Consider the following 26,249-nt stretch of genomic DNA (forward strand, 5'->3'; position numbering starts at 1 on the left):
CTTGCGGGGCGTGTGGTGGGTCATGCGTCGCTCACCAGGGCGAGGCCGGGGTAGTACTTGCGGCCGTTGGATTTAATCATTTCGGAAGGCGATGTCAGGCCGAGGTCCTGGCGGACGCGGGTGGCGAAGGCGCGGGCGGTGGCGGGACGGATGCCTTCGCCCAGGTCGCACCAGGCGCTGTATTCCGTGTAGAGCAGGCCTTGTTCGACGCGGAGTTCGGCGCCGGCGTCCGTGTCGCGGGTGCAGCATTCGGCGAGGAAGCGGCCGATGTGGTCCTCGGTGGTCGCATAGGCGCTGGTGGCCAGGCGGACCCGGTCGGGGCCTTCGAGAGGGTCGCGGGTGGCCAGGTAGCGGCGGGCGCCTTCGATGAGCCACTGCAGGATGCCGGGGCCTTCGTCGCGGACGAGTTCGAAGGCGAGGTTGTCGATACGGCGCTCGGCGCTGACGGTGCGGGTGAAGGGAATGAGGCGGATCCGGCGCCAGAAGGCGTAGCCGCCGGTGGAGACCTCGGGGCGGTGGTTGCCCAGCAGCCACAGGTGGTGTGTGGGCATGAAGGAGAAGTAGTCCTGGCGCATGCGGCGGGCCTTGATCTTGTCGCCGCCGGTGAGCAGCCGTACGCGTGCCTCGTCGAACTTGTCGTGTGGTTTGAGTTCGCTGCACACCACGAGGCGACGGCCGTGGAGTTCGGTGAGTTCGGTGGAGTGCTCGCTGTAAGAGCCTCGGTCCATGAGGAAGCCTGGCGGCGCGGCGTCCGCGTAGTCCCCCAGGATCTGGATCATGGTGTCGAGCAGGACGCTCTTGCCGTTCTTGCCTTCGCCGTGGAGGAACGGCAGTACCTGGGCGCCGACATCGCCGGTGATGGAGTAGCCGAGCAGCAGGTGGAGGAAGCCGATCATTTCGCGGCCTTCGGCGTCGTCGCCGAAGGTGTCGGCCAGGAAGCGGTTCCAGCGCGGAGTGTCCATCGGCTGGGGCTCGACGGTGGTGGCCCTGGAGTGGAAGTCCTGGGTGGGGTCGGCCTTGCGGAGCTGGCCGGTCTTCAGGTCCACGACGCCTGCCGGAGTGCACAGGGCATAGGGGTCGCCGTCCAGGACATCAGGGTCGACCGAGAGGTCCGGAGAGGCTTTGGCCTGGGTGAGCAGGGCCTGCATGCCGGTGGTCGAGAGGGTCTTGCGTTTGTGGGTGGTCAGTTCTCGGTTGCTGTAGAGGCCGTCCGGGTCGGTGACGGCCAGGTTCTCGGCCATCTCCCCCGCCGCCCACAGTGCGGCCTTCTCTCCCCCGGTGCGCTTCCAGCGGTAGCCGTCCCACGTGAACCACCCGAGGCCTTCCGCGTGTCGGAACTGCTCCCGGTACAGGCGGATGAACAGCCGGGCATTGCCGCGGTCGGAGAGGTGCGGCGGCAACAGGCCCGCCGGGCGCGCTGCCCGGACCGACGGAGCGGCCTGGGCCTGGGCAGGGACGAGCCTGGGAATCTGCTCGGCCGCCTCGAGATCGAGCATCTGCTGAGCTGCGGCCTGTGCATCGAAATGCGGCATGTCGGCGCTGCTCATGAACGTCCTTCGAGGTGGAAGGGGCGGGCGGCCCCTGCTGCAAGTCCGCTGTCGATGATCTTCTCGTTACGCATCTGCTGGGTCGGGCGGGCGGCCTGGGCGGCCTCGAGCAGTTGGTCGCGGACGGCCGCTTCGTCCAGGTGTCCGGCTGCGCTGAGGCCTCCAGCCGTGAAGGCGGCCCGGTTCAGCTTCTCGGTGAATCCGGTGCCCTCAGGAGCCGCCGAGCACGCCGCGACGGCCTCCAGGAGCGGGTCGAGGACTCGCTGGGCGGCTTTGGGTGCGCGTCGGCTTCGGGTTCTGGGTGCGTGGGGCAGCGAGGGCTTGGGGGCAGGGGGTTCGATGACGTGGCCGGTACGGACGAGTTCCTCTTCCAGCCAGGCCGGCAGCGGCGCCGGCAACCGGGTGTCGCCCAGTGCGTGGTAGTCGCCGTCGGCGGTGCGGGTGCTTGGAGCGACGATGTAACCGCCGTCAGCCCGTACGTCGACCTGCCAGGCCAGCGCGGTCTTGGGGCTGGAGCCGGTGGAGCAGCGCAGACGCCGTTCTGGGCGGGGATTGGTGTACCAGAGGTGCAGGCCGCCGGACGGGGTTCGTACACGCAGTGTGCTGTCGTCCAGGGACGGGTCGGGCTGTTTGCGGTACGCGGCGAGCAGCGCCAGGGTGTCGAAACCCGATGCGAGTCCGGTGAGGTTCACCGAGTCCGGGATCGGGATGCCGGGCAGGAGCCGGGAGCGGTCCGGGACCGGCGCGGAGTGTGCGTCGACGTCGATGACGACCAGGTTGGCAGGCCCGCAGGCGATGCCTACGCCGGAGCTTGGCTGTGCCGTCCACCAGGAGTCGATGCGGTCGGTGTCGGTGGTGGCGGCGTGGAAGCCGTGACATGGCCTGCCCGCGGGCAGGCAGGGGCACGTCTTCGGGTCGTGGCCTCGGTCCCTGCATTCCGCACAGTTCCCGGCCGGTGTCTTGCGGCCCGGGGCCAGCGGGTGGACGGGCCAGCCCTGGGCGGCGCACCAGCGGGCCACGGCGTGAGGTCGCACGGGCCTGCCAGGGGCGGGCGGGCGGGTCTCGCCAGGGCGCGGCACTGGATCGTCCTTGTCGGGTCTCGTTCTTTCTCCTTCAGTCCCTGCGGAGAAAGGCCAGGTCGTCCGGGGGATGACGCAGGCTCAGGGACCGAAGGGACTGTACTTCGAAGGAGAGTGTAGGCCGTCACGCGGCGCTGGTGAGGCAGCTTCGTCGGCGCGCCGCTCATTCGCGCATTGAGTCCCTTGGGTCCCTTGGGACCCTTCTGATCCTTGACAGGGGCCGGCGCCGGGGCAGGAGCGGGTTCCGGCGTGGCTCAGGGTCTGGGCTGCAGGGACCGAGGGACCATCGAGAGGGGGCCGAGGGTCCGGCCGACTTTCAGTCCCTGGAGAGAAGTAGCAGGTCAGAGGCCATTTCGCCGCGATGAGAGGGACCGAAGGGACCGAAGTCTCTAATTATGAGCTGAGCTTGCATATCTCTCGTATGCGCGCACGCGCGTGTGAAGTCATACGTAGGTGGGCTCATATATAGGGAGGTTCAGTCCCTTCAGTCCCTGTGCTGGGCTTGGAGACCCTTCTGACCTGCAGAAACACCGGCCGGAAGGGTCAGCTGAGTTCAGTCCCTCGGTCGGTCACTCGATCCCTGGGTCCCTGGTCCCTGGGTCCCTGGTCCCTCGGTCCCTGGCCACTGCAGGAGCGCGGGCGTCCCTGTGACGGTGAGTTTGGACGGGGCCCGGCCAGCCCCAGGTACAGGCGGGTAGCGGGAGGTTGGCTATTACGGCGTAATAGGCCGGGGGCTGCCGTGTCCTCCCCCGGTCGGCTATTACGGTGTAATAGGTCTGGATGCGCACCACCTGGCCCTGATGTCCCATCAAGATCCTGTAACTAACGTGTCGGTGCTTCCAAAGATCTTGGACGTTAGTAAGGTGTCATCCATGAGTTCGCCAGCCACCTCCAGCGACCGCGAGAAGGTCGTCTCCAAACTGCCGGGATGGCTCCGGCAGAACCTCAAAGTCAGAGCCGCACAGCGCGGCATCGAGATCCAGGCAGCCGTCGAAGAGGGCATCCGGGAGTGGTGCGGCCTTGCCTCCACACCCGCGACGATCGACACCTCGGGCGCCGACTCCTTCTCCACCTTCCTGCCTCCCGGTCAGTGGGATGAGTTCCGCCAAGTCGCCACCGACCGCCGTGTCTCCCTGATTCAGGGTCTGGCCCAGTCGGTACAGCTGTGGCTCGACTCGAACCCGGCACCGGGCGTCGCACGGCCCGAGATCACCCGTCGTATCGTCGTCTGCAACCAGAAGGGCGGCGTAGGCAAGACAGCGATCGCCGCCGGTGTCGGTGAGGCGCTCGCCGAAGACGCCGACAGGCTGTATGCCGTCCGTGTGGCGAAGGCGCTCGCCGAGGCTCTCCGCGCAAGCGACGCGGAGTCCGACGGCGAGCAGGCCGCCGACGATCCGCTGGACATCGAGAACCTGCCCGGTCTCGGACTCCGCGTCCTGCTCGTCGACTTCGACCCGCAGTGCCACCTCACGAACCAGCTCGGGGCCGTACCTCTGCCGATGAACGGGGACAGCCTCACCAACCACATGGCAGGCGACCCCAAGGGCGACCTCCGCGATCTCATCGTCTCCATCGACGACGACACCTTCGGCGGCCGGCTCCACCTTCTGCCTGCCTGCAACGACGCCTTCCTCCTCGACGTCCGGCTGTCCGCCGTACGAGCCAGGGAAGCAGCACTGGAACGCGCCCTTGCTCCGCTCGAAGCCGACTACGACGTGATCCTCGTCGACTGCCCTCCAAGCCTCGGCCTCAGCATGGACGCCGCCGCGTACTACGGCCGTCGCCGTGACGGCGAGACGCTCGGTCAGTCCGGAGCCCTGATCGTCGTACAGGCCGAGGACAGTTCCGCCGATGCCTACGAACTGCTCACCACGCAGATCGACGACCTGCGCAACGACCTCCAGGTCGACATCGACTACCTCGGCATCGTCGTCAACCTCTATGACTCGCGCCGTGGGTTCATCGCCACGTCCTCGCTGCAGGGATGGGTCGACATAAAGGATCCACGGGTTGTCGGGCTCATCGGTGACCTCAAAGAACAGAAAGAAGCGGTCCGGATGAAGCGTCCGCTGCTGTCCTACGCGCCCAAATCACAGCAGGCGATCGGGATGCGTGCACTGGCTCGGGAGATCGCATGAGCAAGGCCGACCAGCTCGGAGCCGGCCGTTTCGGTGGGGGAGTACGGCCGGTGAGCGCGCGCCGCCAGGCCGTGGCCGCCGCCACCGGGGTGCCCACTGACGGCGTCGCCCCGCCCAGCGAGTTGCCTCCGCACCGCATCAGCCTCAACCCCGACAACCCTCGCTCCAGCCTCGGTGACCTCTCCGACCTGGCGGGCAGTCTGAAGACGCACGGACAGAAGCAGGCGATCACGGTCATGAACCGCGATGCCTACGTCAGGGCCAACCCGGAGCGCGAAGCGGACCTCGACCCCGACACCACCTACGTCGTCATCGACGGCAGCAGCCGACTCGCCGCCGCGCGCGAAGCGCAACTCCCGACCATCAAGGTCCTGGTCAGCGACGATCAAGGCGTCAACTCCGAAGAGCTCCTCGAATCCGCTCTGGTCGCCAACATCCACCGGCAAGACCTTCCGGAGCTGGACGAGGCCCGAGCGCTCCAGCGTTTGCTGGCCATCCACGGCAGCCAGACCGCGCTGGCCAAGCGGCTCCACCGTTCCCAGGGCTGGGTGTCGCAACGGCTCGCACTTCTCAACCTCACTCCCGAACTCCAGGACCGTGTCGGAGAAGAGCCCATCGATTTGCTGCGCGCCGTGGCCAACAAGCCGGCCGCACAGCAAGAGACGGCGCTCAAGGAACTCAAGGACGAGCGGGCCCGGAAGGAGGAGGAGAAGCGCGGCCGGAAGGCGGCCCCGGAGCGTCCGGCGCCGGTAGCCACCGCGCATCAGACGAGCGAGCCTGAGAGCTATTACGGCGTAATAGAGGAAGGCAAGCCGGATGCGTCGCCGTCGAGCGCGTCGTCGGCGCCGGCCGGTGGTGAGCGTGCTGTCCAGCAGCCGGTGCCGGAGCCACGGACCGAGCCGCCCGCGGCCGCGTCGTCCGCGGGCTCGGGCCAGGACGCCGAGACCGGATCCCACCCGCGCAGGGTTCCCTATAACGAGCCCGGCATCCTGGCCATGCTCTTGGACAGGAACATCGAGAGCGACGACACGTTCTTCGATCTGCTGCGGTTCCTCAGCAAGAAGGGTCTGGAGCGGGACCCGGCCCGGCTTGCGGGCCTCGCGCAGTCCCTCACCGAGCAGGCCGCGGCGCAGGGCGACTGACGTCGTGGATCCCGGGAAAGGGCCGACTCCGTCTCGGAGTCGGCCCTTTCGGCGTTCCTTCACCATCCACGAGGTCCGAGCCGAAGGCTGCCGTACCGCTATTACGCCGTAATAGCTTCCTGATCCTTCTCTGTGGCAACGGCGGAGGGGGAGAGGAGCGTTTAGACGTGGATCACGTTGGTGGCCGGGGGAGTGGCGGGATGTGCGTGCAGGTGGACGGACCCTGCACAGGCCGCCTTCCTCGATGACAGGATGTTCGTCGGGGAGCCGATTCGCGAGGTCACGGGGGATATGAGTGGCAGGCATAGAGCTTGAGGCGCTGGACGACATGCCGTGGGAGCGGCTGGAGTCGGCGCTCGGGCAGCACCCGCCCAAGGAGATGCGGCGAGCGCTGCGTCGTCTGGCACTCAAGGGTGGGGCGGCGACGGAGGAAGACTGCTACCCCCTGTTCGACTGCTTCGCGCTGGGCACCGGACGCGTGGCTTCCGTCGCAACCGCCGCGCTGCCGTTCGTCGTTTCACTCGCCGGCGATCCGGACATGGGCGCCCGGGTCACGCTCGTCCAGCTACTGGCGAGCTTGTCCAAGGCGGCAGCCGAAGCCGACCCGGGGCTGGTGGACGCGGGGTGGCACGAGGCGTGGCGGCTCCAGCGTCCCCGGATCAGGGCGCTGCTCGCGGACTCCCTGCCCGAGGTGCGGAGGGAAGCCCTCCCCCTCGGAGAGGATGTCGGCGCTCTGCTGGAGCGGTGGCACGCCGAGACGGACCCGACGGTGCGGCTGCCCGTCCTGCTCGCGCTGGGCACCGCCGCAGCCGGCTCCACCCAAGCCGGGCTGGTGGGCCGGGTGCGGGCGGTGGTGGCCGAGGCGCTGCGGACGGACGGTCCCGTCATGCGGGTGGCGGCCGTGCACGCCTGGGCCGCGTTCGATCCCCAGGCATCGGTCCGTGAGCTGGATCTGCTGGTGGAGGTCCTGTCCGACCCAGCCGTGCGTCCGCAGTTCGAGGCGATCTGGTACGTGCCGGACGTCGACAGTGCTTTCACCCGTGAGGATGTCATCTCCTGTACGGCCGACCTGTTCCAAGGCGCTCCGCGGACGGCACTCGCCTTCGTCGTCCGGCTCATCGGCGCGGCGCGCCGGAACGGGGACACCCTGCTGTGCCGCGCCGCGCTGGACGAGGGGTGGCGGCTGCTGGTGGTCCGGCCGTCCGCGGCATCCGCGCTGTTGCCGCTCGCGGGTGCGCTGCTCGCCGAGCCGGACGACGCCGTACGGTACCGGGCGGCCCACCTGCTGGCCGTGCTTGGTTCGCAGGCGACTCCGTACGCCGATGAGTTGGCCGCGCTCCTCGACGACCCGGGCGAGGACGAGTTTCTTGAGGGCACCGTCGGCGACCACGCTCGCTGGGCGCTGACCCGCATCGGCGACGAGCGCGCCCTGCCAGGGCTGGTCGAGCGGCTGTACGCGCCGTACCGGGGCCAGTATTCACGCGGGTACGTCTCGGGCGACCCGCACCTGCCGGAGGTCAAGGACGTCCTGACCCCGCTGCGGGCGCATGCGGAGGCCCTGCTGCCCGCAGTACGGAAACTGCTCCGGGACGACGGCGTGGGCGGCTCGCTGACCTGCTGCTTCCTGGAAATCCTCACAGCGTGGGGGCCGACCGCGTCGCCCGCGCTGCCGGAAGTGGTGGCCCTGCTGGATGACACCCGGTACTCGCTGCGCGCAGTCGATGCGCTGGTGGCGATGGGACCGGCTGCGGAGTCAGCCGAGCCCGCCGTGCGCCGCTGCACGGTCCTCGACTTTCCCGGCAATCATCACAAGGTGGCGTGGGCGGCCTGGCGCCTGGGCGGCGACCGCGACGCGGCGCTGCGGCTCATCGGTGAGGCGGTGCTGACCGAGGAGGGGCCGCGTTACGGTCCGGTCGGCCTCCTCGGCGATTTCGGACCGGCGGCCGCGAGCCTCGCCGACCGGGTGCGGCATGTCATGGAGCACGGTGACAGCTGGCTGCGGCTGCGGGCGGCGGTCGCGCTGTGGTCGATCACTGGTGAGCCGGAGCCGAGTGGATCCGTCGTGGAGGAGTACCTCCTTCCCGTCGCCGATGGCGGCGACGCCTACGGCTACTTCTTCGAGGCGCTGCGCGCCCTCGCCAGGATCGGCACGGTCTCTCCGGCGGCGCGGGCAACCTTGCGTACGGTGCATGGATCCGACCGGCGGCTGTCGACGTACCGGGACTACCGGGCTTTCCTGCAGGACGAAGAGATCCGGTCCGCGATCGACGACGTGCTCGCCCTGCCGTGACGACCGGCCGGCGGGCGGTGCCAGCAGCGGTCCCACTGATGACGACAAGCCTGCCTATGTGACAACTATCGTGCGGGCGTTGTCAGAGCTCGAAGTCGATGCGCTCCACGTCCGTGAATGCGACGCCGAGGCCTTGGGCGCGGGTGTTGTCGGCGCGGAAGTACATCTCTGCCAGGCCCTCGGCCGCGATGTCCTGGAGGCGGCGCTCGGTGGCGCCTTCGTCGCGGGCGGTGAAGAGGCGGTCGGCCCAGCGGGGAGGGAGGGCCTGGGTGATGTCGCGGATGCGGGCGTCGTCGGTGGTGCCCGGGGCTGCGGTGAAGCCGAAGCGGGCGCGGGTGGCGAAGACCAGGCCGTCGGTGGTGACGGCCTTCTGGCGTGCTCTGGCCCGGAGCCTGGGCTGCCAGCGGTGGCGTACTTCGCGTTCCAGGCGGGCGGCGAGGTCTCGGCGGGGATGCTTCAACTGGCCGACCACGTACCGCTCCACGGTGCGCTGGGACACGCCGAGCAGCTCCGCGACCTGTCTGGTGCCCTTGAGCTGCTTGACGAGGTATTTCATCTGCGCCTGGGCACTCTTGGGAATCGGGCGGGTGAACGCGCCTTCCAGTGCGCGGTCCAGGCCGTCTGCGATCGAGTCGACCATGGTTTACTCCCCGTCGCCTGCGGTGGCGTCGTCCTTGATGAGGTTGGCGATGTTGAAGACGCCGCCGTGCTCCTCGAACTGCTGCTCAGCCCACAGCACGGTCCGGCTGCCCTGGTGCTTGACCATTCCCGGCGAGATGCCGAGGCGGAAGGTGCCCGGTGCAGGCTTGCCGTCGGCCGTGTGCGGCAGGAAGTCGAGCGGGCTCGGGCCGGTCGCGGGATACACGACGGCGTCGGTGCCGATGGCGACCGGGTAGACGCCGGCCGCGGCGGCGGTCTTCAGCAGTTTGCGGTGCATGCCGATCCGGACGGTGGCCAGTACGGCGGCCCGGATGTCGGGACGCCATGTCTCGCGCGCGAGCGCCGGCCATGGCTCGTAGTACGGCACCTGACCTCGGTTGCGCTGGCGCAGCTTGCCGATGCCGCCCTTGGCCGTCGCCTTGATGGCGCCCACGAGCAGTGCCATCGTCGGGTCGACGCTCTTGGAGCGTGCCATGGCGTCCAGGAAATCCTGGCCGGTCATGGCGGTGGTGACTCCGAGGTCGGCCATGGTCGCCACGTAGGCGTCCCGCAGGCGCCTGTACCAAGGGTCGAGGTAGCGGCCGGTCCTGGTGCGTACGTACGCCTCGATCGGCGCGACCTGGAAGCCGAGTTCCTGCGCGTACGCCACTGTCGGAGTCGCATACCAGGCCGGGCCCTCGGGGCGGTCGCCCTTCGGTGTGAAGGGGCTCGGGAGCCGGTCGCCGTCGACCGTGCGGCCGTTGATCTCCACTCGGGAGAGGTCGACGTGGGAGAGGTCGACCAGCCAGGAGCCGGGCAGGGACGGGTCGAACTTCGGGTTGCCGGTGAGGTGGGTCGGGCCGTTCAGGCCGACTGTGAGGCCGTTGGCGGCCGCCGCGAACGCCATGTTGACGTCGATCGCGACCAGGTACGGCCGCATGCACTCCTCGTCGGTCAGCTCACGGCACCAGTCGTACGGCTCCTCCATGAGCATCTCGGCGGGAGTGCGCAGGTGGTGCCGGGCGTACTTGCCTTTGAGGACGGGGTGCTCGTCCGGCACCTCGCACTCCACGACGTCGTACACCGCTGTCAGCGCGTCCGCGTTGAAGGCCTGCCGGAACTCTCCGGTGGTCTCGTCCTTCTCCGCGCGGGTCGGCGGCCGCAGTGCGGTCATCAGCTCCAGTCCGGTGACCGCCGTGGTGCCTCGTGGTGTCATCACCCGGTCCGCGTACGTGCCCAGGTATCGCGCCAGGTCCGCCGGGTGCATGCCCGGCAGCCGTGGGTCGTCCTTCTTGTCCCATTCCCGTGCATCCAGCGCGTGCCAGGCCGGGATGCACAGCTGCACGCAGTTGCGTTTCGCTCCATCGGCCGGGCGGTAAATGCGCGCCCAGGGGCCGAAGCCGCGCTGGGTCAACTTCCAGTCGGCGCGCGCGAGTTGCTTGACGACCTTGTGGCCGTCCGTGAGCCGTCCGGCGCGCTGCTCCTGCTCGGAGAGGGCGGCGGGCAGGCCGTAGCGCTCCAGTGCGGCCGGTGCGAGGACGAGGAGCGGGTCGGCGTCGCGGCCGTTGCGGTGCAGCCGGGCGCGGCCGAGCCTGGCTTCGGCCAGGGTCCATTCCACCAGGGCGGGGAGGGTCTTGGCGGGCACGTCGAGGATCAGGCCGCCGACGCAGTACGCCAGGACCTGGCCGTCGGTGTCGAGGTCGATGACGGCCAGTGGGCCGTTGGCGAAGCGTGGGTCGGCGGTTGTTGTGGACGTGGCCGGCTTCGTCTCGGGCTTCTTCGGCGTCCTCTTCGGCGTCTTCTCCGGGTTCTTCGTGTCCGGGTGGCGCGAGGAGGCGCTGGTGGCGGTGGCCGGATGGGGCAGGGCCGCCGGGGCTTGTGGCGTCCGGGCTTGTGCGGGCTCCGGTGTGGCGGGAGCGGTGGCGGGATGTGGCGGGTCCGGTTCCGTGGGCTCCGTGGGCTGGTCCGGGAAACGTTCGGCGAGCTTGTCCAGGAGGCGGGAGTAGGCGGCGCGCTGCGGAGGGCGCGGCTCGGTCTTGCCGAGTTCCCAGTTGGCGACGGTCTCGCGGCGGGTTCCCAGAGTGGCTGCGATCTGCGTCTGGGTCAGGCCGGCGGCCTCGCGCAGACGCCTGCGCTCGGCGGGTGACGGCAAGTCGTCCTGAGAGAGCTGTTCCAGCAGCGCGTCGACGGCTCCGAACAGTTCGTCCTGAGTGGGCACAGCGCTCACCTCCGCGCCCATCCTAGCCGAAACGCTCACCACATTTCATGTCAATCGCTTGCTGAAACGCTCATATGGCACTCATTGCGGCACTCAGAGGACGCTCATGGCCGACACGTCGATCGTGCTCGTCCCGACCAGAGCGGTGGCCGGTCGCCAGCTCGTCGTCAGTGTGCCGGGCGGCAGACCGCAGTCGGCCGCCAGGTCCGCGGCGCGGCCGAAAAACGCGTCGCCGGAGGGATCACCGAGGACGTCCAGAGCGTGGGCATAGTCGAACATGACCCGGGCCAGTTCGACACGGTCCTTGCAGCGGCGCGTCTCGCCGACGGCGCGAGCGAGGGTCACCAGGCGCAGGGCCGGGTCCTCGGTGGTGGCGAGCAGGCGCAGCGCGACGGCGCGGTGGCGAGGGCCGATGGCGGGGACCGCGAGTTCCTCGGCGAGCAGTGCGCGGGCCTGGGCGATGCGGCCGCAGTGCAGCAGGGTCTCGGCGATGTCGCAGCGCCAGGGCAGGTGCGGGAGCCTGCTGGGGGCGTGGCGGCGGGCCAGGCGGGCGGTGGCCAGGAAGGTGTCCAGAGCGTCCTGGTGGCGGTGCAGGGCCAGCTGGAGCCTGCCACGGGCCCGTAGCCAGGGCACGCCGGACCAGCCCGGGTCGGTCTCGGGCCGGCCGAGGTGGGCGGCGGCCTCGTCGTACCGGCCCTGGGTCATGAGGACTTCCGCCTGTACGGCGGTGGACCACAGGTGCAGCGAGGTGTGCCGCCGTCCGATGGCGTTCTGGGCCTCGGCGGCTTCGTGTCCGGCGGTGGCGAGGTCGCCGAGTTGGAGGAGGGCCTCGGCGCGCAGGATGCGGAACGCGGCGGCCCAGGAGGCCGTTGCGGCCCGCTGGTGGAGCTTCGCGCACCAGGCGACTGTCCGATGAGGAGCGCCGTTGTGCAGCAGGACGCGGGCGGCGTGCAGCAGGGCCGGATGGGTGCCCGGTGCCGGGGTGGTGGAGTGCAGGAGTCGTTCGGCAGTGCGGGCGTCGCCGGGCCGGATGGCCGGGTGCCCGGTATGCCAGTGCGGCGGCACGGTGCGGTCCCGGTGCGGCGGCCGGGCGGGGCGGGAGGTACTGCGTCCCAGACTGTCGGACCGCTGTGGCGTAACGGTGCGTCGGGTCGTTGAGGTGTACTCCATCGGGTCAGTGAAGCCGAGAGCCCAGGTGCGGGCCAGGTGCCTCAGGCCGCCCTCGAGCGGGCTTCAGGCGGGATCGGCTCGCGGTAGAGCGGTGATCCAGAGGGCAGCGACTGAAGAACAGCTACCGAGACTGAAGAACAGCTACCGAGCGATGGTTGGTCGCTGTTGAGTCGCTTGAGGAAAAGGCCAGTTCAGAGGCGGTGTGGAGGCGGTGACAGCGACTGAAGCGACTCAAGGTCCGGATATACGAAGACATTCGCGCGTGTGTGCGTGTGTGTGCGCCTGCGCGTGTGGGCGTCATATATAGAGGGCTTGAGTCGCTTCAGTCGCTGTTGGTTTGCTGGCGAGGCTGTGACCTGCGGGTTTGTGGAGCGACTGAAACAGCGACTGAACTGTGCTCGGTCGCTGCGGGTTTGCTTCGGTCGCTGGCGGGCTTGGCGGGGCGGTGCGTGTGAACCTCCTGCACAGGTCTCACTTCCATTTCACATCTGGTTCGCTAGTCTGTGTCTGTTGTTGAGTCGCTTCGGTCGCTAACGGGGGAATGCATGGCCGATGAGCTGCGCGTTTTAAGCAGCGACTCACCCAGGCCCGTTCCTGCCGAGGCAGACGTCCCACATTCCCTGGCCGTCGCCCGGTGGTGTGCCGGCCGTGGGTGGCCGGTTCACCCGCTGGCGCCGGGACGCAAGACGCCCGCGGGCAATTGCGCGGCGTGCCGCCAGCCCGGGCACACGTACCGTGGCTGCGGCTGTCCGGCCGCCGGTCGCTGGTGTCACGGATTCCGTGCCGCCACGCTGGACTTCGCCCGGATCGGGCAGTGGTGGGGCAGGAGGCCCGACTTCGGAGTCGGTATCGCCTGCGGCCCCGCGGGTCTGGTCGTCATCGACATCGACGCGCACGCACGGCAGTTGCCGGGGCGGGACCGTCTGCTTCCGGGTATCGACATCGCCGACACCGTCGATCTGACCGGGCTCGCCAACGGCTTCCACACCGTCGGTGTGCTGGCCGCGCTGCGCGGCGCGACGTCTCCCGCGGACGACGAGAGCACCTTGCGGGTGCGCACGCCCTCGGGTGGTCTGCATGTGTGGTACCGGAGCCTGAGCGGGCACCGTTGGCAGTGCTCCTCCGGCTCCGGAGGCGGGCGGGCGCTGGCGTGGCAGGTCGACGTACGGGCGCACGGCGGGTACATCGTCGCGCCCGGTACGGTGACGGAGGCGGGAATGTACGGGGTGGCGGGTGAGGTACGGGAACCCGCGCCGCTGCCCGCCTGGCTCGCGCGCGAACTGGAGCGCACCGGCCATCTGGAGCCCGCGCACGTGCCCGCGCCCCGGCCGGTGCCTCCACGGGCCCGGCAGGCCGTCCTGGCCCGCAGTCGCGGGTCCGGTGCCGGCGGCCGGTTCCTGGCCGGCCTGTTGGCCGAGGTGACCGCCTGTGCGGCCGTGCCCGAGGGAGCGGGATTCACCGAGAAGCTCAACCGGGCCGCCTACACCGCCGGCGGGCTCGTCGCCGCAGGCCTGCTGAGCGAGCAGGAGGCGGAGCGGGCGCTGCTGGAGGCGGCCGCGCAGGCCCGGCCCGGCCAGGAGCGGCGCTTCGGCACGGTCATCCGTGGCGGGCTGAGCGCGGGCCGTAACCGTCCGCTGCATCCAGGAGGCGGCCGATGACACAGGGCCCCAGCAACACCCTCTTCGATGCCCAGGCGGTCGCCGCGCAGATCCTTGCCCAGCCCGTGCCCGTGTCTTCCGAGGACGACGAGGATCAGGACGGTCTACGGGCCACCAGTGATGAGGCCGTCGCCGACGGACTGCTGCCCGACACCCTCAGCGACCGCGGCAACGCCAAGCTGTTCGTGAAGCTCTACGCCGACGACTACCGGCATGTTCCGGGTCTCGGCTGGTACCGGTGGGACGGCACCCGCTGGCAGGCGGACGAGGACGACACCGTGCTGTGGGCCGCCGGTGATCTGGCGGAGTCCATAGCGACCAACGACCCGCGCGGTGTGTTCAGCACGGTGTCGCTGCAGCGTCACCGCAGCCGCGCGCTGAGCACCAGCGGGATGAACGCGATGCTCGCGCAGGCCAAGTCCGCGCCCGGCATGGTGCTCAACGCGTCGCTGCTGGACGCCGATCCGTACGCCCTGTGCACTCCGGCCGGGATCGTGGACCTGCGTACCGGTCTGATCCGTACACCGGAACCGAACCGGGACTTCCACTCCTGCTCCACCACCGCGGCTCCGGAGCCGGTGCCCACGCCACGGTGGGACCGGTTCCTCTCCGACACCTTCGGCGGCGGGCCCGAGGGCGCGGAGATGATCGACTTCCTGCATCTGCTGCTCGGCTACTCGATCACCGGTGACGTCGGCGGTCAGGTCATGCCGTTCCTGTTCGGCTCCGGCAAGAACGGCAAGTCGGTGCTGCTGGACGTGCTGATGAAGCTGCTCGGCGACTACGCCGACGCCGCGCCGCCCGGCTTCCTGATGGCCCGTCCGTACGAGGGACATCCCACGGACCTGGCCGAATTGCACGGCCGCCGGGTCATCGTGTGCAGTGAGGTCAAACCCGGCGACAAGTTCGACGAGGCCCGCGTCAAGCTGCTCACCGGCGGTGACCGCATCAAGGCCCGCCGGATGCGTCAGGACTTCTTCAGTTTCCAGCCGACGCACAAACTCTGGCTGCTGGGCAACCACCGGCCCGAGGTCGGCACCGGCGGCTTCGCGTTCTGGCGGCGCATGCGGCTCATCCCGTTCGAGCGGGTCGTCCCCGATCACCGCAAGGTCGACAATCTGGCTGACATCCTTGTCACAGAGGAGGGACCGGGCATTCTCAACTGGCTCATCGTCGGCGCGCGTCGCTATCTGGCCGGTGAGAAGGACCTCACCGGGCCGGAGCGGGTCCGGATCGCCACGACCGTCTACGCGGAGACAGAGGATCACACCGGACGGTTCCTGACCGAGTCCTGCCGCATCGAGCCCTCTCTGCGGGCAGAACAGGCGCAGCTCTACGCGGCGTACAAGTCATGGTGTCAGAATGAGGGGGCCCCGGCCGGTTCGTCCCGGGCCTTCGCGGCTCGGGTCCGTGAGATGGTGGGACTGGCGTCGCCCAAGGAGATGATCCTCTCCAACCAGCGGAAGTACTACCCGGGTATCGGACTGGTCGCCGACGAGGAGACAGCATGAGCGCCCTCATCGCAGAGGACGAGATCATCCACGAGGTCGAGCTGGTCTGGCTGGAGGACACAGACGCGCTCGACTACGTGCGCCAGAGCCTGGACCGGCTCCCGACGCGGCGCGGCAGGCCCGCCTACCACCGCGACGGACGCATGGTCGGATACGCGCTGCTCGGACCGGATGCCAAGCCCTCCCGCTCGTCGGGAACGTTCCGCCGGCGTGTGTTCTGGCTGCTGCCGCACGACCGTGACGCCGTTCCCGACGGGCTGTATGTCACCGGCGCGCCCGCCGAGGCCGTCGATCCGCGCACGCTCGCGCCCGGCAGCAAGGGCCGCAAGACCGAGCGTTCCGAAGGCGGGCCGCAGTCGCCGGAGGTGCGGAAGCTGGGCGTCACGCTGCCCTTGTGAGCGGGGGAGTGGAACGTTCCGGCGGGATCGTGGTGCCCGGCGGCTGTCTGTGCTGTCCGGGCTGTCCGCGCCGGGGCGTGGGTTCGGATGGCGGCGCGCGCCGGGCTGAGGGCCTGGTTTGTGTCACCGGGCTTTGAGACTACCCACGTTGGTGATGTTCCCGGCCTAGCGGTGCGGGTGAGACTGATCAGGATTTTGACCTGTGGGAGGTCGGCGGCGCCAGGCGCAGGACCGACGGTTCCCGCAGGTGGTCTCGCCTGTGCAGACGCTCACTAGGGAAGAAGAGCTGGGGACCCCATGCGGCAGCTTGAGATAGCACTGATCGGCGCCGGGCTGATAGCACGGATGCATCTGGAGGCGTGGATCGGCGCCGGCGCGTCCGTGCGCGTCCACTCCCTGGACGGCCGCGCCGCCGACCTGGCCGGCGAGTTCGGTGCCAAGGCCGTGGACACGCTGGCCGAGGCACTGGACGGCGCGGACGCCGTGGACATCTGCTCGCCGACGGGCACCCACCGGGACATCGCCCTGGCCGCCATCGCCAAGAACGTGGCGGTGGTGTGCGAGAAGCCGCTCGCCGCCGATGTCGCCGAGGCCGAGGAGATCGTCGGCGCGGCGCAGCGGGCCGGTGTGCCGGTCTATCCGGCGCACGACATCCGCTTCGCTCCCGCCTTCTCCCGGCTGCACGACCTGGTGGCCGAGGGCCGTCTCGGCGCGGGCACCGTCGCCAGGTTCACCGTGGCCGGATACCATCCACGGCCCTGGACCGGTCACGCCTCCGCGGAGTCGGGCGGCATCCTGACCGACCAGATGCTGCACGGCGTGGACATCGCCTACTGGCTCTTCGGTGACGTCGTACGCGTGCACGCCCACTACCAAGGAGAGATCGCCGCACCGGCGCCGGAGGGAACAGCCGCGGTCGGTACGGCCGTTCTCACGCACGCCAGCGGTGCGCTCAGCCAGGTGGTGAGCCGGTGGACGCCGACGCCGCAGCCGCCGATCCGCGTCACCTACCACGTCTCGGGAACCGGCGGGACGATCGTCCACGACTCCGAGTGGCCCCAGGAGATCCAGGTGTCCGGCGGACCGGCCGGGACGTTCGGCTATTACGGGGAATCTCCGTTCGCCTCCGAGATCCGGGAATTCGCCGAGGCGTTGAGGGGCGGACCCGAGCCGCGTCTGGTGTCCCACGACGCGCTGGCCGCCGTCCGCATCACCCAAGCCGCGGCACGCTCCGCATGGACAGGACGCGCCGTCGAACTGCCCGTGAAGGAGGCTGCCGCATGAAGGTCGCCGTGTTGTCGTTCGCCCACGAGCGCGCCGTGACATACGCCCGGCTGCTGCACGACATGCCGGACGTGGACCTGGTCGTCGCCGATCCCGACGGTTCACCGGACGACCCGGCGCGAGGCAGTGGCACGGCGCGCCGGATCGGCGCGAGGTATGTCGACAGCTGGGACGAGGTGTTCGCGCTGCGCCCGGACGCCGTGGTCGTCACCGGCGAGGCCGGCCGTCGCCGTGAACTCGTCGAGCGGGCCGCAGGAGTTGGTGCGCAGGTGCTGTGCGAGCAGGCGCTCGCGGCCGACGAGGAGGACGCGCGGGCCATGGTGCGTGCCTGTGAGGACGCGGGAGTGCGGCTGAGCATGGCCTCGCCGACCTGCTTCGGCCCGGCGTTCGCCGCCGTACGCAAGGAGATCGCCGAAGGTGAGGTGCTCGGCGCGCTGACGGCCGTGCACGGGGCGTACAACGCGCCCTATCCGGCCGGAGCGCAGGCGCGGCGAAACGGAGCGCTCGGCACCAACGCGCCTCATCTGCTCGACATGCTGGACGTCGTGCTCGGCGGGATCCCGGCGGAGCAGGTCTACGCGCAGTCGAACAGCATTCTCGGCGCGGAGCCGGACGTGGAGAGCGCGGCGCTCGTCACCGTGCGCTACGCGGACGGAACCGTCGCGTCGCTCGACTGCAGCTGGGGCCCGGCGGAGTACGGGCCGGCCGTGGGCGGACCGGCCATGACGTTCATCGGCGAGCGGGCGAGCGTGGAGTTCACCGCCTCGCCACGGCTGCTCGGCGGCTTCGACCGCGCCACGTCCGGCGAACGGTGGGAGACGCGCGGCGAGGACCCGTACGCGGTCATGCTCGGTGAGTTCATCGGCGCGGTGCGGCGGGGGAGCGGGGCCGGACCGGACGGTGCGGCGGGTCTGCGCACGCTGCGGATCGTCCAGGCGGCCCGCGCATCGATGCGCACCGGTCAGCCGGTGGAGTTGGCCGTGCCGCAGGCCGTACGGCCGTGACCGTACCGCCGTAGCGGACATCGGTCTGGCTGGTTCGCGCCGTAGGGGCCGGCGTGCTCGGAGACCCTGTTGACGCTTGCCCTTTGATCCTCTTGATCCTCGCCCACGACCTCGTACTCGGGAGACACGCATGACCACCATCGGCATCATCCTCGGCACCACCCGCCCCGGCCGTGTCGGGCCGCAGATCGCGGAATGGATCCAGAAGACGGCCGGTGCGCGCGAGGACGCGGACTTCGAGCTCGTCGACATCGCCGACTACGCACTGCCGCTGTTCGACGAGCCGCGTTCGCCCCGCATGGGCGCCTACGAGCACGATCACACGCGTGCCTGGGCCGCCAAGATCGCCGAGCTGGACGGATTCGTCTTCGTCACGCCCGAATACAACCGGTCGATTCCGGCCGCGCTGAAGAACGCCATCGACTTCGTCTACAACGAGTGGAACAACAAGGCCGCCGGCTTCGTCGGATACGGCAGCAACGTCAGCGGCGCCCGCGCCGTCGACCACCTGCGGCACATCGCCGGAGCGGTCCAGCTGGCGGCCGTGCACACCCAGGTCCACCTGTCGCTGCAGAGCGACTTCGAGCAGTTCACGACCTTCAAGCCGGCCGAGCGCCACGAGGCCGCGCTGCAGCAGATGCTCACCGAGGTGATCACGCTGACCGAGGTGCTCGCACCGGTCCGCCGGGCCTGATCGGAGCTGTCGCGCCGGCGGCAGGCGGTCACCTCGGCGGTGCCCAGCCTGCCGCCGGTCCGCCAGGTGCTAGCGGTGCTGCCAGGTGCTACCAGGTGACAGGCAGTTCGATCAGGCCCTGGATGGTGCTTCCCGGCTTGATGGGAATCTCGTGCGCGGGCGCCGCGAGGGCCAGCTTCGGCAGCCGCTGGAACAGCGTCCACAGAGCGATCTCGAGTTCGGCGCGGGCCAGGTTCTGGCCTAGGCACTGGTGGATGCCGAAGCCGAAGGCGACGTGGTGGCGGGCGCCGCGGTGCCAGTCGAGCTGGTCGGGCTCCGGATAGACGCCGGTGTCGCGGTTGATGAGGGACAGCGGGAAGACGAGGCCGTCGCCGGCGCGAATGGTGTGGCCTTCGATCTCGATGTCCGCCGTCGCCATGCGCAGCATGATGTCCGCGATGGACGTGAAGCGCAGTAACTCGTCGACCACGGACGGCATCAGCGTCTCGTCGGCCAGGAGCTCAGCGAGCTTTTCCGGGTGCTGGAGCAGTGTGAACGTACCGAGCGAGATCATGTTGGCCGTGGTCTCGAAGCCTCCCACGAGCAGGACGCTGGCGAGCATGACCAGTTCCTGGCGGTCGTCCGAGCCCGACGCGCGCTGCTCGCGGATCAGGTCGCCGATCAGGCCGTCTCCGGGATCCTGCCACTGGCTTTCGACCAGCTTGTGGAAGTAGTCGTTCAGCTCCTTGCGGCCCTGCTCGACCTCCTCGGGACGCTGGCCGAGCGTGAGCCGCCGGGACTGCTCCTCGAAGAAGCCGGCGTCGGCATAGGGAGCGCCGAGCAGCGCGCAGATCACGATGGCGGGCAGCGGGAAGGCGAAGGCGGTCACCAGGTCGGCGGGCGGGCCCTGTTCCTCGAGCGAGTCGAGGAGCTGGTTCACCGTCTGCTGGATCCTGGGACGCAGTGCGGTGATCCGCTTGGTGGAGAAGCTCGGGATGAGCTTGCGGCGCTGTGCGTTGTGCTCCGGGTCGTCGACGCCGACGAGCGGCAGGCGCTGGCCGCGGACGGTCGCGCCGCGTGCCGTGGGCGACGGGAAGTCCGGGTGCGTACGGTCGCTGGACAGGCGCGGGTCGGCGAGCAGCCGGCGGGCCGCGTCGTGGCCGGTGACGGCCCACACCGAGCGGCCGTCGAACAGCGTGACACGCGCCAACGGCCGTTCTTCGCACAGTGGTTCATAGCCTGCGGGAGGGCGGTACGGGCAGGTGCGGTCCTGAGGGAATGCCACTTCTGGTGTCAAGGACGACCTCGCTCTGCTCGGTAGGGGGTACTCCGACAGGTCCGACAGGTCCGACGCGTTCTATGTGTTCGACGTGTTCGGCGGGTCGGTGTACGAGCTGTGTGGTCGGGGTCAGGGTAGTGAGGGGTTCTCGAGTGTGGATCGAGGGCGGTGGGGCTGCGGCGCCGGCTCGGGCTGTGCCTCAGACGCGTTCGCACGCTTCCTGCCGCGGCCCCAGCGGCGCATCACCGGCTGTTCGACCAGGGTGTGGAGCAGCCAGGCGGCCAGTAGGTTCGCCAGGAACAGGGTCAGGTAGAGGCCGAGGGCCGGGACAAGGCCGTAGGTGTGTGCTCCGAGCACCTCGCGGCGGCCGTAGAAGACGACCAGGACCTGGACCATGTAGAAGGCGAAGGAGACATTGCCCAGCCACACCATGGTCCGGCTGCCGAGCCGGCTGCCGTCGCCGCGCAGGTCCGACGAGGCCGCGGCGCCGATGAGCATGGCGATCGGGACGATGGTGGTGGCGCTGAAGTAGTACGGCGGCGGAACCACGTTCGCGAGCCAGTAGCCGCAGGCGAACAGGACGGCCGAGGGCCACAGGCCGATGCGCGGCCACAGGCCCGCCGCGACGATGCGGGCGAGGATCATGCCGAGAGCGAACTCGAACAGGCGCGGCGGCGGGAACATGTAGCTGAACCAGTACTGGTTGAGCGTGAGGCCGTGCCCGGTGTCGAGACCGCCCGGAACGAACCGTGTCACGGCCGCCATGCCCACGACGCCGGCGACCATTGCCGCGGCCCACAGCCACAGCCGGCGCTCCGCGATCCGCCGCACCAGGAGGATGAGCAGCGGGAACAGCGCGTAGAAGAGCAGCTCGGAACAGAGCGACCAGGCGGGCCAGTTGACGCTCTGGAGGTTCTCGATCCGGTTGCTGAACGCGTGGAGCAGGAAGAGGTTCGACAGCCAGGCGTGTACGGGAGTCGCGGAGGCGAACAGCCACATCGCCAGCGCCCAGGTCACGATGTGGTTCGGATAGATCTTCAGGCCGCGCCGGCGCCAGAAGGCGGTGACGTGCTCGCCGGGCGTCGCCGACCATGTCAGGACGAAGCCGCTGAGCACGAAGAAGAACGACACACCGATGGCGCCGGCCTTTCCGGCGAGGTGGGCCAGGGGTCCCGCGATGTCCTGGTCGGCGAAGAAGTTGACCGGCGCCGTCGGCTGCAGTGGATTGGCGAGCACCGTGCTGTGAGTGAGGAACACCAGCAGTGCCGCGATGAACCTGAGGCCGGTGAGCGAGGGCAGCGAGGCCCGGTGTCGCGGTGGATCGCCGAGTGACGAAGCGGCGGTTAAGTCTGCCATGTGCATGACTGCCTTTCGGTCGGGGGCGTGGCCCGCTGGGCGGTCGGTGCGCGGCTCCATTAGCGCGTCGGGTGCTCGACGTCGGGACGAGCGCGGATCGAGGCCGGCCGCACGAACACATTCCGAGCAGAGCTGGATTCGAATTCAAGCAATTGTGGCGTCACATTCAGGCGCATGAAGAAGCGTGCTCCGGCTCGCTCGTGACCCGCTCGAGGTCCACTCCCACCTACCAGTCCTGGGGATGGCATGCCGATACCGATCGTTTAATCTCGGATGGCCAAGCGGGCTATTCCCTGGATGAGAAGGATTCCATGAGCGACGCAATCTCCTTCGAAGAGCCGTGGGCACGCACCCATCAGTTCGACCCTCCGGCGATATTCGATTCGCTGCGCAAGGAACGGCCGCTCGCGAGAATGGTGTATCCCGACGGACACGTCGGCTGGATCGTCTCCAGCTACGAACTCGTACGCAAAGTCCTCAGCGACCCGCGGTTCAGCCACAGCACGGAGATCGGCCACTTCCCGGTGACGCACCGCGGACAGGTGATGCCCAACCATCCGCGGATTCCCGGGATGTTCATCCACATGGACCCGCCCCACCACACCCACTACCGGCGCCTGCTCACCGGCGAGTTCACCGCCCGCCGGGCCGGCCTGCTCACGGCGCGGGCCGAGGCCGTGGCCGCCGAGCAGATCGACGTCATGCGGGAGCACGGCTCGCCCGCGGACCTGGTGGCCAACTTCGCCAAGCCGCTGTCCCTGCGGGTCCTGTCCGAACTCGTCGGCCTGCCCTACGACGAAGTCGACCGCTACGGCCACGCGCCGACGCTCCTGCACGACTCCGAAGCGGACCCGCAGGAGGCCGCGGCAGCCATGAGCCAGGCCGTCGCCTTCTTCGCCGAGGTCATCGAGGCACGGCGCAAGGAGCCCGCGGACGACCTCATCAGCCGCCTCATCGCCGGCGGAGAGCTGACCACCGAAGAGCTGTGCAACATGGTCACGCTGCTCCTCTTCGCGGGCTACGAGACCACCGAGAGCGCCCTCGCCGTCGGCGTGTTCGCGCTCCTCCACCACGCCGACCAGCTGGCGGCGCTCCGCGCGGACCCGTCGAAACTCGACGCCGCGATCGAAGAGCTCCTCCGCTACCTCACCGTCAACCAGTACGACACATACCGCACCGCCCTCGAAGACATCGAACTGGCCGGTGAAACGGTCAAGAAGGGCGACAGCGTCACGGTGTCCCTGCCCGCCGCCAACCGTGACCCGGCGAAATTCGAGTGCCCCGCACAGCTGAACATCGACCGCGAGACCTCCGGTCACATGGCGTTCGGCTTCGGCATCCACCAGTGTCTGGGCCAGAACCTGGCACGCGTAGAACTGCGCGCCGGCCTCTCCGCTCTCCTGCGCGCATTTCCCGACCTCGGCCTTGCCGTCGATTTCGAAGAGGTGCCGCTGCGGCTCAAGGGTTCCGTCTTCGCGGTGAAGAGCCTGCCCGTCTCCTGGTGAACTCCGTTTTCCCCGAAAGGACATGCGGCACAGTGCGCACCGATCTCATCAAGCCCCTGCCCGTCGCACTCCTTCGGAACGCGACCCGTTTCCCGGACAAGGTCGCATTCGCCGACGACCGCCGAGCGGTCACCTACGGCGAGCTCGAGGCACGGACGCGCAGACTGGCCGGACACCTGGCGCACCTCGGCATCGAGCGCGGCGACCGCGTGGCCATCTGCCTCGGCAACACGGTGTCCACCGTGGAGAGCTATCTGGCGATCGTGCGCGCCGGCGGCATCGGCGTACCGCTCAATCCGGCTTCGGCGCCGGCCGAGATGGAGTACGTCCTTGCTGACAGTGGCGCCAGGCTGGTTGTCACGGACGGGGCGCGGGCGGGGCGGTTCAGGGATGTCGCGGGGGAGGGGCCCCCGGGGCACGCGGGTGCGGGTGCGGGTGTGCGTGCGGGTGCCGGCGTGCCCGGGATGGCGCTGCTCGTCACCGGTGAGGTTCCGGAAGGTCTGCGTGGAGCGGCGGGAGTGCAGGCGTACGACGCGCTCGCCGACAGCGAGCCGCCCGTGCCCGCCCGGGACGATCTCGCTCTGGACGACGTGGCCTGGATGTTCTACACGTCCGGGACGACCGGCCGGCCCAAGGGCGTGCTGTCGACGCAGGCCAACTGCCTGTGGTCCGTCGCCTCCTGCTACGTACCGATCCCGGGGCTCACGGACGAGGACCGGGTGCTGTGGCCGCTGCCGCTGTTCCACAGCCTTTCGCACATCGCGTGCGTGCTGTCCGTCACCGTCGCCGGCGCCACCGCCCGGCTCATGGACGGCAGCTCCGCCGAGGACGTCATGCGGGTGCTGCGCGAGGATGGCACGACCTTCCTGGCCGGCGTCCCCACCACCTACCACCACCTGGTCAGGGCCGCCCGCCACAGCGGCTTCCGCGCGCCCGCCCTGCGCATCGGTCTGGTCGGCGGCGCGGTCACCGGATCCGGCCTGCGCCGCGACTTCGAGGAGACCTTCGGAGTGCCGCTGGTCGACGCCTACGGCAGCACCGAGACCTGCGGCGCCATCACCATGAACCCGCCGGACGGCGCCCGGGTCGACGGCTCCTGCGGCTTGCCCGTGCCGGGCGTCGACGTCCGTATCGTCGACCCGGCCAGCGGAGCCGACGTCGCCGTGGGACAGGAAGGCGAGGTCTGGGTCAGCGGGCCGAACGTCATGGTCGGCTACCACAACAGCCCCGAGGCGACCGCTGAGGCGATGCGCGACGGCTGGTTCCGCACCGGAGACCTGGCCCGGCGCGACGAGGCCGGCTACTTCACCATCTGCGGCCGGATCAAGGAACTCGTCATCCGCGGCGGCGAGAACATCCATCCCGAGGAGGTCGAGGCGGTCCTGCGCACCGTCGACGGCGTCGCGGACGCGGCGGTCGCCGGCGCACCGCACGACACGCTCGGCGAAGTACCGGTCGCCTATGTGATCGCCGGCCCCACCGGATTCGACCCCGCCTCACTGATCGCCCGCTGCCGCGAACAGCTCTCCGCCTACAAGGTGCCGGAACGGATCCACGAGGTCACGGACATCCCTCGTACCGCATCGGGCAAGATCAAGCGGCGCCTCCTCGCCGAGCAGCCGGGCCGTCTGCGGTACGCGGCGAGCGGACACCACGACACGCTGACGCGGGTCGAGTGGATTCCGGCGCCGGAGCACGGCAACCCCGGTGGGACGGCGCGAAGTTGGGCGGTTGCCGGTCCGGCGGACGGAGTCGTCGGCACTTTGGAGGCGGCGGGTGCCGAGGTGCGCTGCTATGCGGACCTGGCGGCGGTGCGTACTGCGGTGGCTGACGGTGCAGCGGTTCCGGATGTGACGGTGCTGGTGCCGTCCGTTGCGGACGCGGACGCGGACGCGATCGTCGTGGGACGCGACAGGGCCCGGCTCCTTGCCGAGGATGTGGACGCGTGGCTGGCGCGACCGGAACTGGCGGCCTCCAGGCTGGTGATCCTCACGCGTGGCGCGGTCGCGACAGACGCATCCGCCCCTGCGGACGGCGTTCAGTCGCTCGCCGAGGTCCCGGTCTGGGCCGTCGTGCGCTCCTACCAGGGCGCCTGGCCGGAGTCGCTGACCGTCGTGGACGTTCCGGATGGCCTGGACGGCTCGAACGCTTCGTATGCCGCGGACGTCCTGATGACGGCGCTCGCCTGCAACGAGCCGCAGATCGCTGTACGTGCCGACGCCCTGCTCGTTCCTCGGCTGACACGCCTGCCAGTGGCCGACCGTCCGCATTCGGAGCCCTGGCCCGGAGCCGCCGGCACCGTGGTGGTCACCGGAGCGGACACCGCACACGGCGCGGCGCTGGCACACCGTCTGGCCACCGTCCACCAAGCGAGGAACCTGCTGCTCGTCAGCGCGCCCGGCGCCGACGCCACCAACTCGGGCGACGAACTGGCCTTCGCCGAGACGAGCGTCATCCGGGTCACCGCCGACGCGGCCCGCCCGGAGCCGCTGCGCGAGGCCTTGGCCGACCTGCGCCACCCGGTCACGGCGGTGGTGCATGCCGCCGACGATCCCGAACTGGCCCTCCAACTCGACCACATGACGGCAGCCGAGGACATCACCGCCTTCGTCGTGGTGTCGTCCGATGCCGCTGGTCTGCTGGGTTCTCCCGACGATCCGGCTGCGGCCGTCGAGGCCCTGCTGTGCGACGCGGTGGTACGCAACCGCCGACTGCGGCAGCTGCCCGGTTCGTACCTCGCCTGGGCCGGACGGCCCGGTGAAGGCGGTGACGGTGGCGGTGGTGAGGATGCGGGTCGACCGGCCCAGGATCTGCTCACCGCCTTCGACATCGCTCTGACGACGAATCCCACGTCGCCGCTGGCCGCGCTGCCCGCCGGCGCACCGGCACACGATGCCCAAGTGCCCGTGATCCTGCGCTCCTTGATCGAGGAGCCGTACCGACCGGGCGAGCCGGACGAGGCTGTCACGGCGGCGCTGCGCGACCGGCTCTCCGCGATGGACGAGCGCGCGCGGCAGGCACTCCTCGAAAACCTGGTCCGCGCGCAGGCCGCCGATGTACTGCGGCTGGCGGGCCCCGAGCTGGTGCCGGCCGACCGTGCCTTCCGCGACCTGGGCCTCACCTCCAAGGCCGTCGTCGCACTGCGCGACCAGCTGACCGAACAGACCGGACTGCGCCTGTCCACCACGGTTGCCTTCGACCACCCCACCCCGGCGGCCCTCGCCGCCTTCCTGCGCTCCGGGATTCTCGGAGACCCGAGGCCCGCACCGGTGACCGATACGGTCACGCCCGCCGATCCGGACGAGCCGCTGGCCATTGTCGGTATGGCGTGCCGGCTGCCGGGTGGTGTCTCCTCGCC

The 26,249-nt window shown here is 69.8% G+C and carries 18 protein-coding genes; 11 read left to right on the forward strand and 7 right to left on the reverse strand.

The genetic code is table 11. The features are described 5' to 3' along the window. Positions 1–20: 20 nt before the first annotated feature. Entirely contained in the window at positions 21–1,547 is a 1,527-nt protein-coding gene (locus ACWC0C_RS42830) for a DNA primase family protein (protein WP_450870165.1), read from the reverse strand. After that, entirely contained in the window at positions 1,544–2,581 is a 1,038-nt protein-coding gene (locus tag ACWC0C_RS42835; RefSeq protein ID WP_450870166.1) for a bifunctional DNA primase/polymerase, read from the reverse strand. Before ACWC0C_RS42835 ends, ACWC0C_RS42830 begins: the two co-directional genes overlap by 4 nt. A gap of 917 nt (positions 2,582–3,498) precedes the next feature. Here ACWC0C_RS42835 and ACWC0C_RS42840 point away from each other — a divergent pair. From ACWC0C_RS42840 to ACWC0C_RS42850, 3 genes are all read left to right on the forward strand, one after another. After that, positions 3,499–4,764: a ParA family protein gene (locus ACWC0C_RS42840; RefSeq protein WP_450870188.1), complete on the forward strand. Its 1,266-nt coding sequence runs from the start codon at positions 3,499–3,501 to the stop codon at positions 4,762–4,764. Continuing rightward, on the forward strand, positions 4,761–5,906 hold the full coding sequence (locus ACWC0C_RS42845; RefSeq protein ID WP_450870168.1) for a ParB/RepB/Spo0J family partition protein: 1,146 nt from the start codon (positions 4,761–4,763) through the stop codon (positions 5,904–5,906). Before ACWC0C_RS42840 ends, ACWC0C_RS42845 begins: the two co-directional genes overlap by 4 nt. Positions 5,907–6,201: 295 nt before the next feature. After that, positions 6,202–8,196 carry a hypothetical protein gene (locus ACWC0C_RS42850; RefSeq protein WP_450870169.1) on the forward strand — a complete coding sequence of 665 codons (1,995 nt, stop codon included), beginning with the start codon at positions 6,202–6,204 and terminating at the stop codon, positions 8,194–8,196. Between the two features lie 82 nt (positions 8,197–8,278). On the opposite strand, the gene tpg is transcribed toward ACWC0C_RS42850, so the two are convergent. From tpg to ACWC0C_RS42865, 3 genes are all read right to left on the reverse strand, one after another. Then, positions 8,279–8,836 carry a telomere-protecting terminal protein Tpg gene (tpg, locus tag ACWC0C_RS42855; protein ID WP_449201446.1) on the reverse strand — a complete coding sequence of 186 codons (558 nt, stop codon included), beginning with the start codon at positions 8,834–8,836 and terminating at the stop codon, positions 8,279–8,281. A 3-nt stretch (positions 8,837–8,839) separates the two neighbouring features. After that, complete coding sequence (gene tap, locus ACWC0C_RS42860) at positions 8,840–11,053, reverse strand: telomere-associated protein Tap (RefSeq protein ID WP_450870170.1); 2,214 nt, start codon at positions 11,051–11,053, stop codon at positions 8,840–8,842. Between the two features lie 93 nt (positions 11,054–11,146). Next, a complete protein-coding gene (locus ACWC0C_RS42865; protein WP_450870172.1) occupies positions 11,147–12,223 on the reverse strand; it encodes a hypothetical protein in 1,077 nt (358 codons plus the stop codon). A 545-nt stretch (positions 12,224–12,768) separates the two neighbouring features. Between ACWC0C_RS42865 and ACWC0C_RS42870 the strand changes: the two genes are divergently transcribed. From ACWC0C_RS42870 to ACWC0C_RS42895, 6 genes are all read left to right on the forward strand, one after another. Continuing rightward, a complete protein-coding gene (locus tag ACWC0C_RS42870; protein ID WP_450870174.1) occupies positions 12,769–13,881 on the forward strand; it encodes a bifunctional DNA primase/polymerase in 1,113 nt (370 codons plus the stop codon). Continuing rightward, positions 13,878–15,392 (forward strand): DNA primase family protein, encoded by a 1,515-nt coding sequence (locus ACWC0C_RS42875; RefSeq protein WP_450870175.1) that lies wholly within the window; start codon positions 13,878–13,880, stop codon positions 15,390–15,392. Before ACWC0C_RS42870 ends, ACWC0C_RS42875 begins: the two co-directional genes overlap by 4 nt. After that, entirely contained in the window at positions 15,389–15,790 is a 402-nt protein-coding gene (locus ACWC0C_RS42880) for a DUF6009 family protein (protein ID WP_449201442.1), read from the forward strand. Before ACWC0C_RS42875 ends, ACWC0C_RS42880 begins: the two co-directional genes overlap by 4 nt. Positions 15,791–16,087: 297 nt before the next feature. After that, positions 16,088–17,074, forward strand: a complete 987-nt coding sequence (locus ACWC0C_RS42885) for a Gfo/Idh/MocA family protein (protein ID WP_449201441.1) — start codon at positions 16,088–16,090, stop codon at positions 17,072–17,074. Further along, entirely contained in the window at positions 17,071–18,078 is a 1,008-nt protein-coding gene (locus tag ACWC0C_RS42890; RefSeq protein ID WP_450870177.1) for a Gfo/Idh/MocA family protein, read from the forward strand. Before ACWC0C_RS42885 ends, ACWC0C_RS42890 begins: the two co-directional genes overlap by 4 nt. 130 nt (positions 18,079–18,208) lie before the next feature. Next, positions 18,209–18,772: an NADPH-dependent FMN reductase gene (locus ACWC0C_RS42895; RefSeq protein WP_450870179.1), complete on the forward strand. Its 564-nt coding sequence runs from the start codon at positions 18,209–18,211 to the stop codon at positions 18,770–18,772. An 88-nt stretch (positions 18,773–18,860) separates the two neighbouring features. Here the strand turns inward: ACWC0C_RS42895 and ACWC0C_RS42900 are convergent, their stop codons facing one another. Next, complete coding sequence (locus tag ACWC0C_RS42900; RefSeq protein WP_450870181.1) at positions 18,861–20,048, reverse strand: cytochrome P450; 1,188 nt, start codon at positions 20,046–20,048, stop codon at positions 18,861–18,863. Positions 20,049–20,159: 111 nt separating this feature from the next. Beyond that, on the reverse strand, positions 20,160–21,386 hold the full coding sequence (locus tag ACWC0C_RS42905; protein ID WP_450870183.1) for an acyltransferase family protein: 1,227 nt from the start codon (positions 21,384–21,386) through the stop codon (positions 20,160–20,162). A 311-nt stretch (positions 21,387–21,697) separates the two neighbouring features. Between ACWC0C_RS42905 and ACWC0C_RS42910 the strand changes: the two genes are divergently transcribed. Beyond that, positions 21,698–22,891 carry a cytochrome P450 gene (locus ACWC0C_RS42910; RefSeq protein WP_450870185.1) on the forward strand — a complete coding sequence of 398 codons (1,194 nt, stop codon included), beginning with the start codon at positions 21,698–21,700 and terminating at the stop codon, positions 22,889–22,891. A 32-nt stretch (positions 22,892–22,923) separates the two neighbouring features. Next, on the forward strand, positions 22,924–26,249 hold a 3,326-nt coding region (locus ACWC0C_RS42915; protein ID WP_450870186.1), incomplete at its 3' end, for an AMP-binding protein.

This window comes from Streptomyces sp. NPDC001709 (assembly GCF_053596375.1).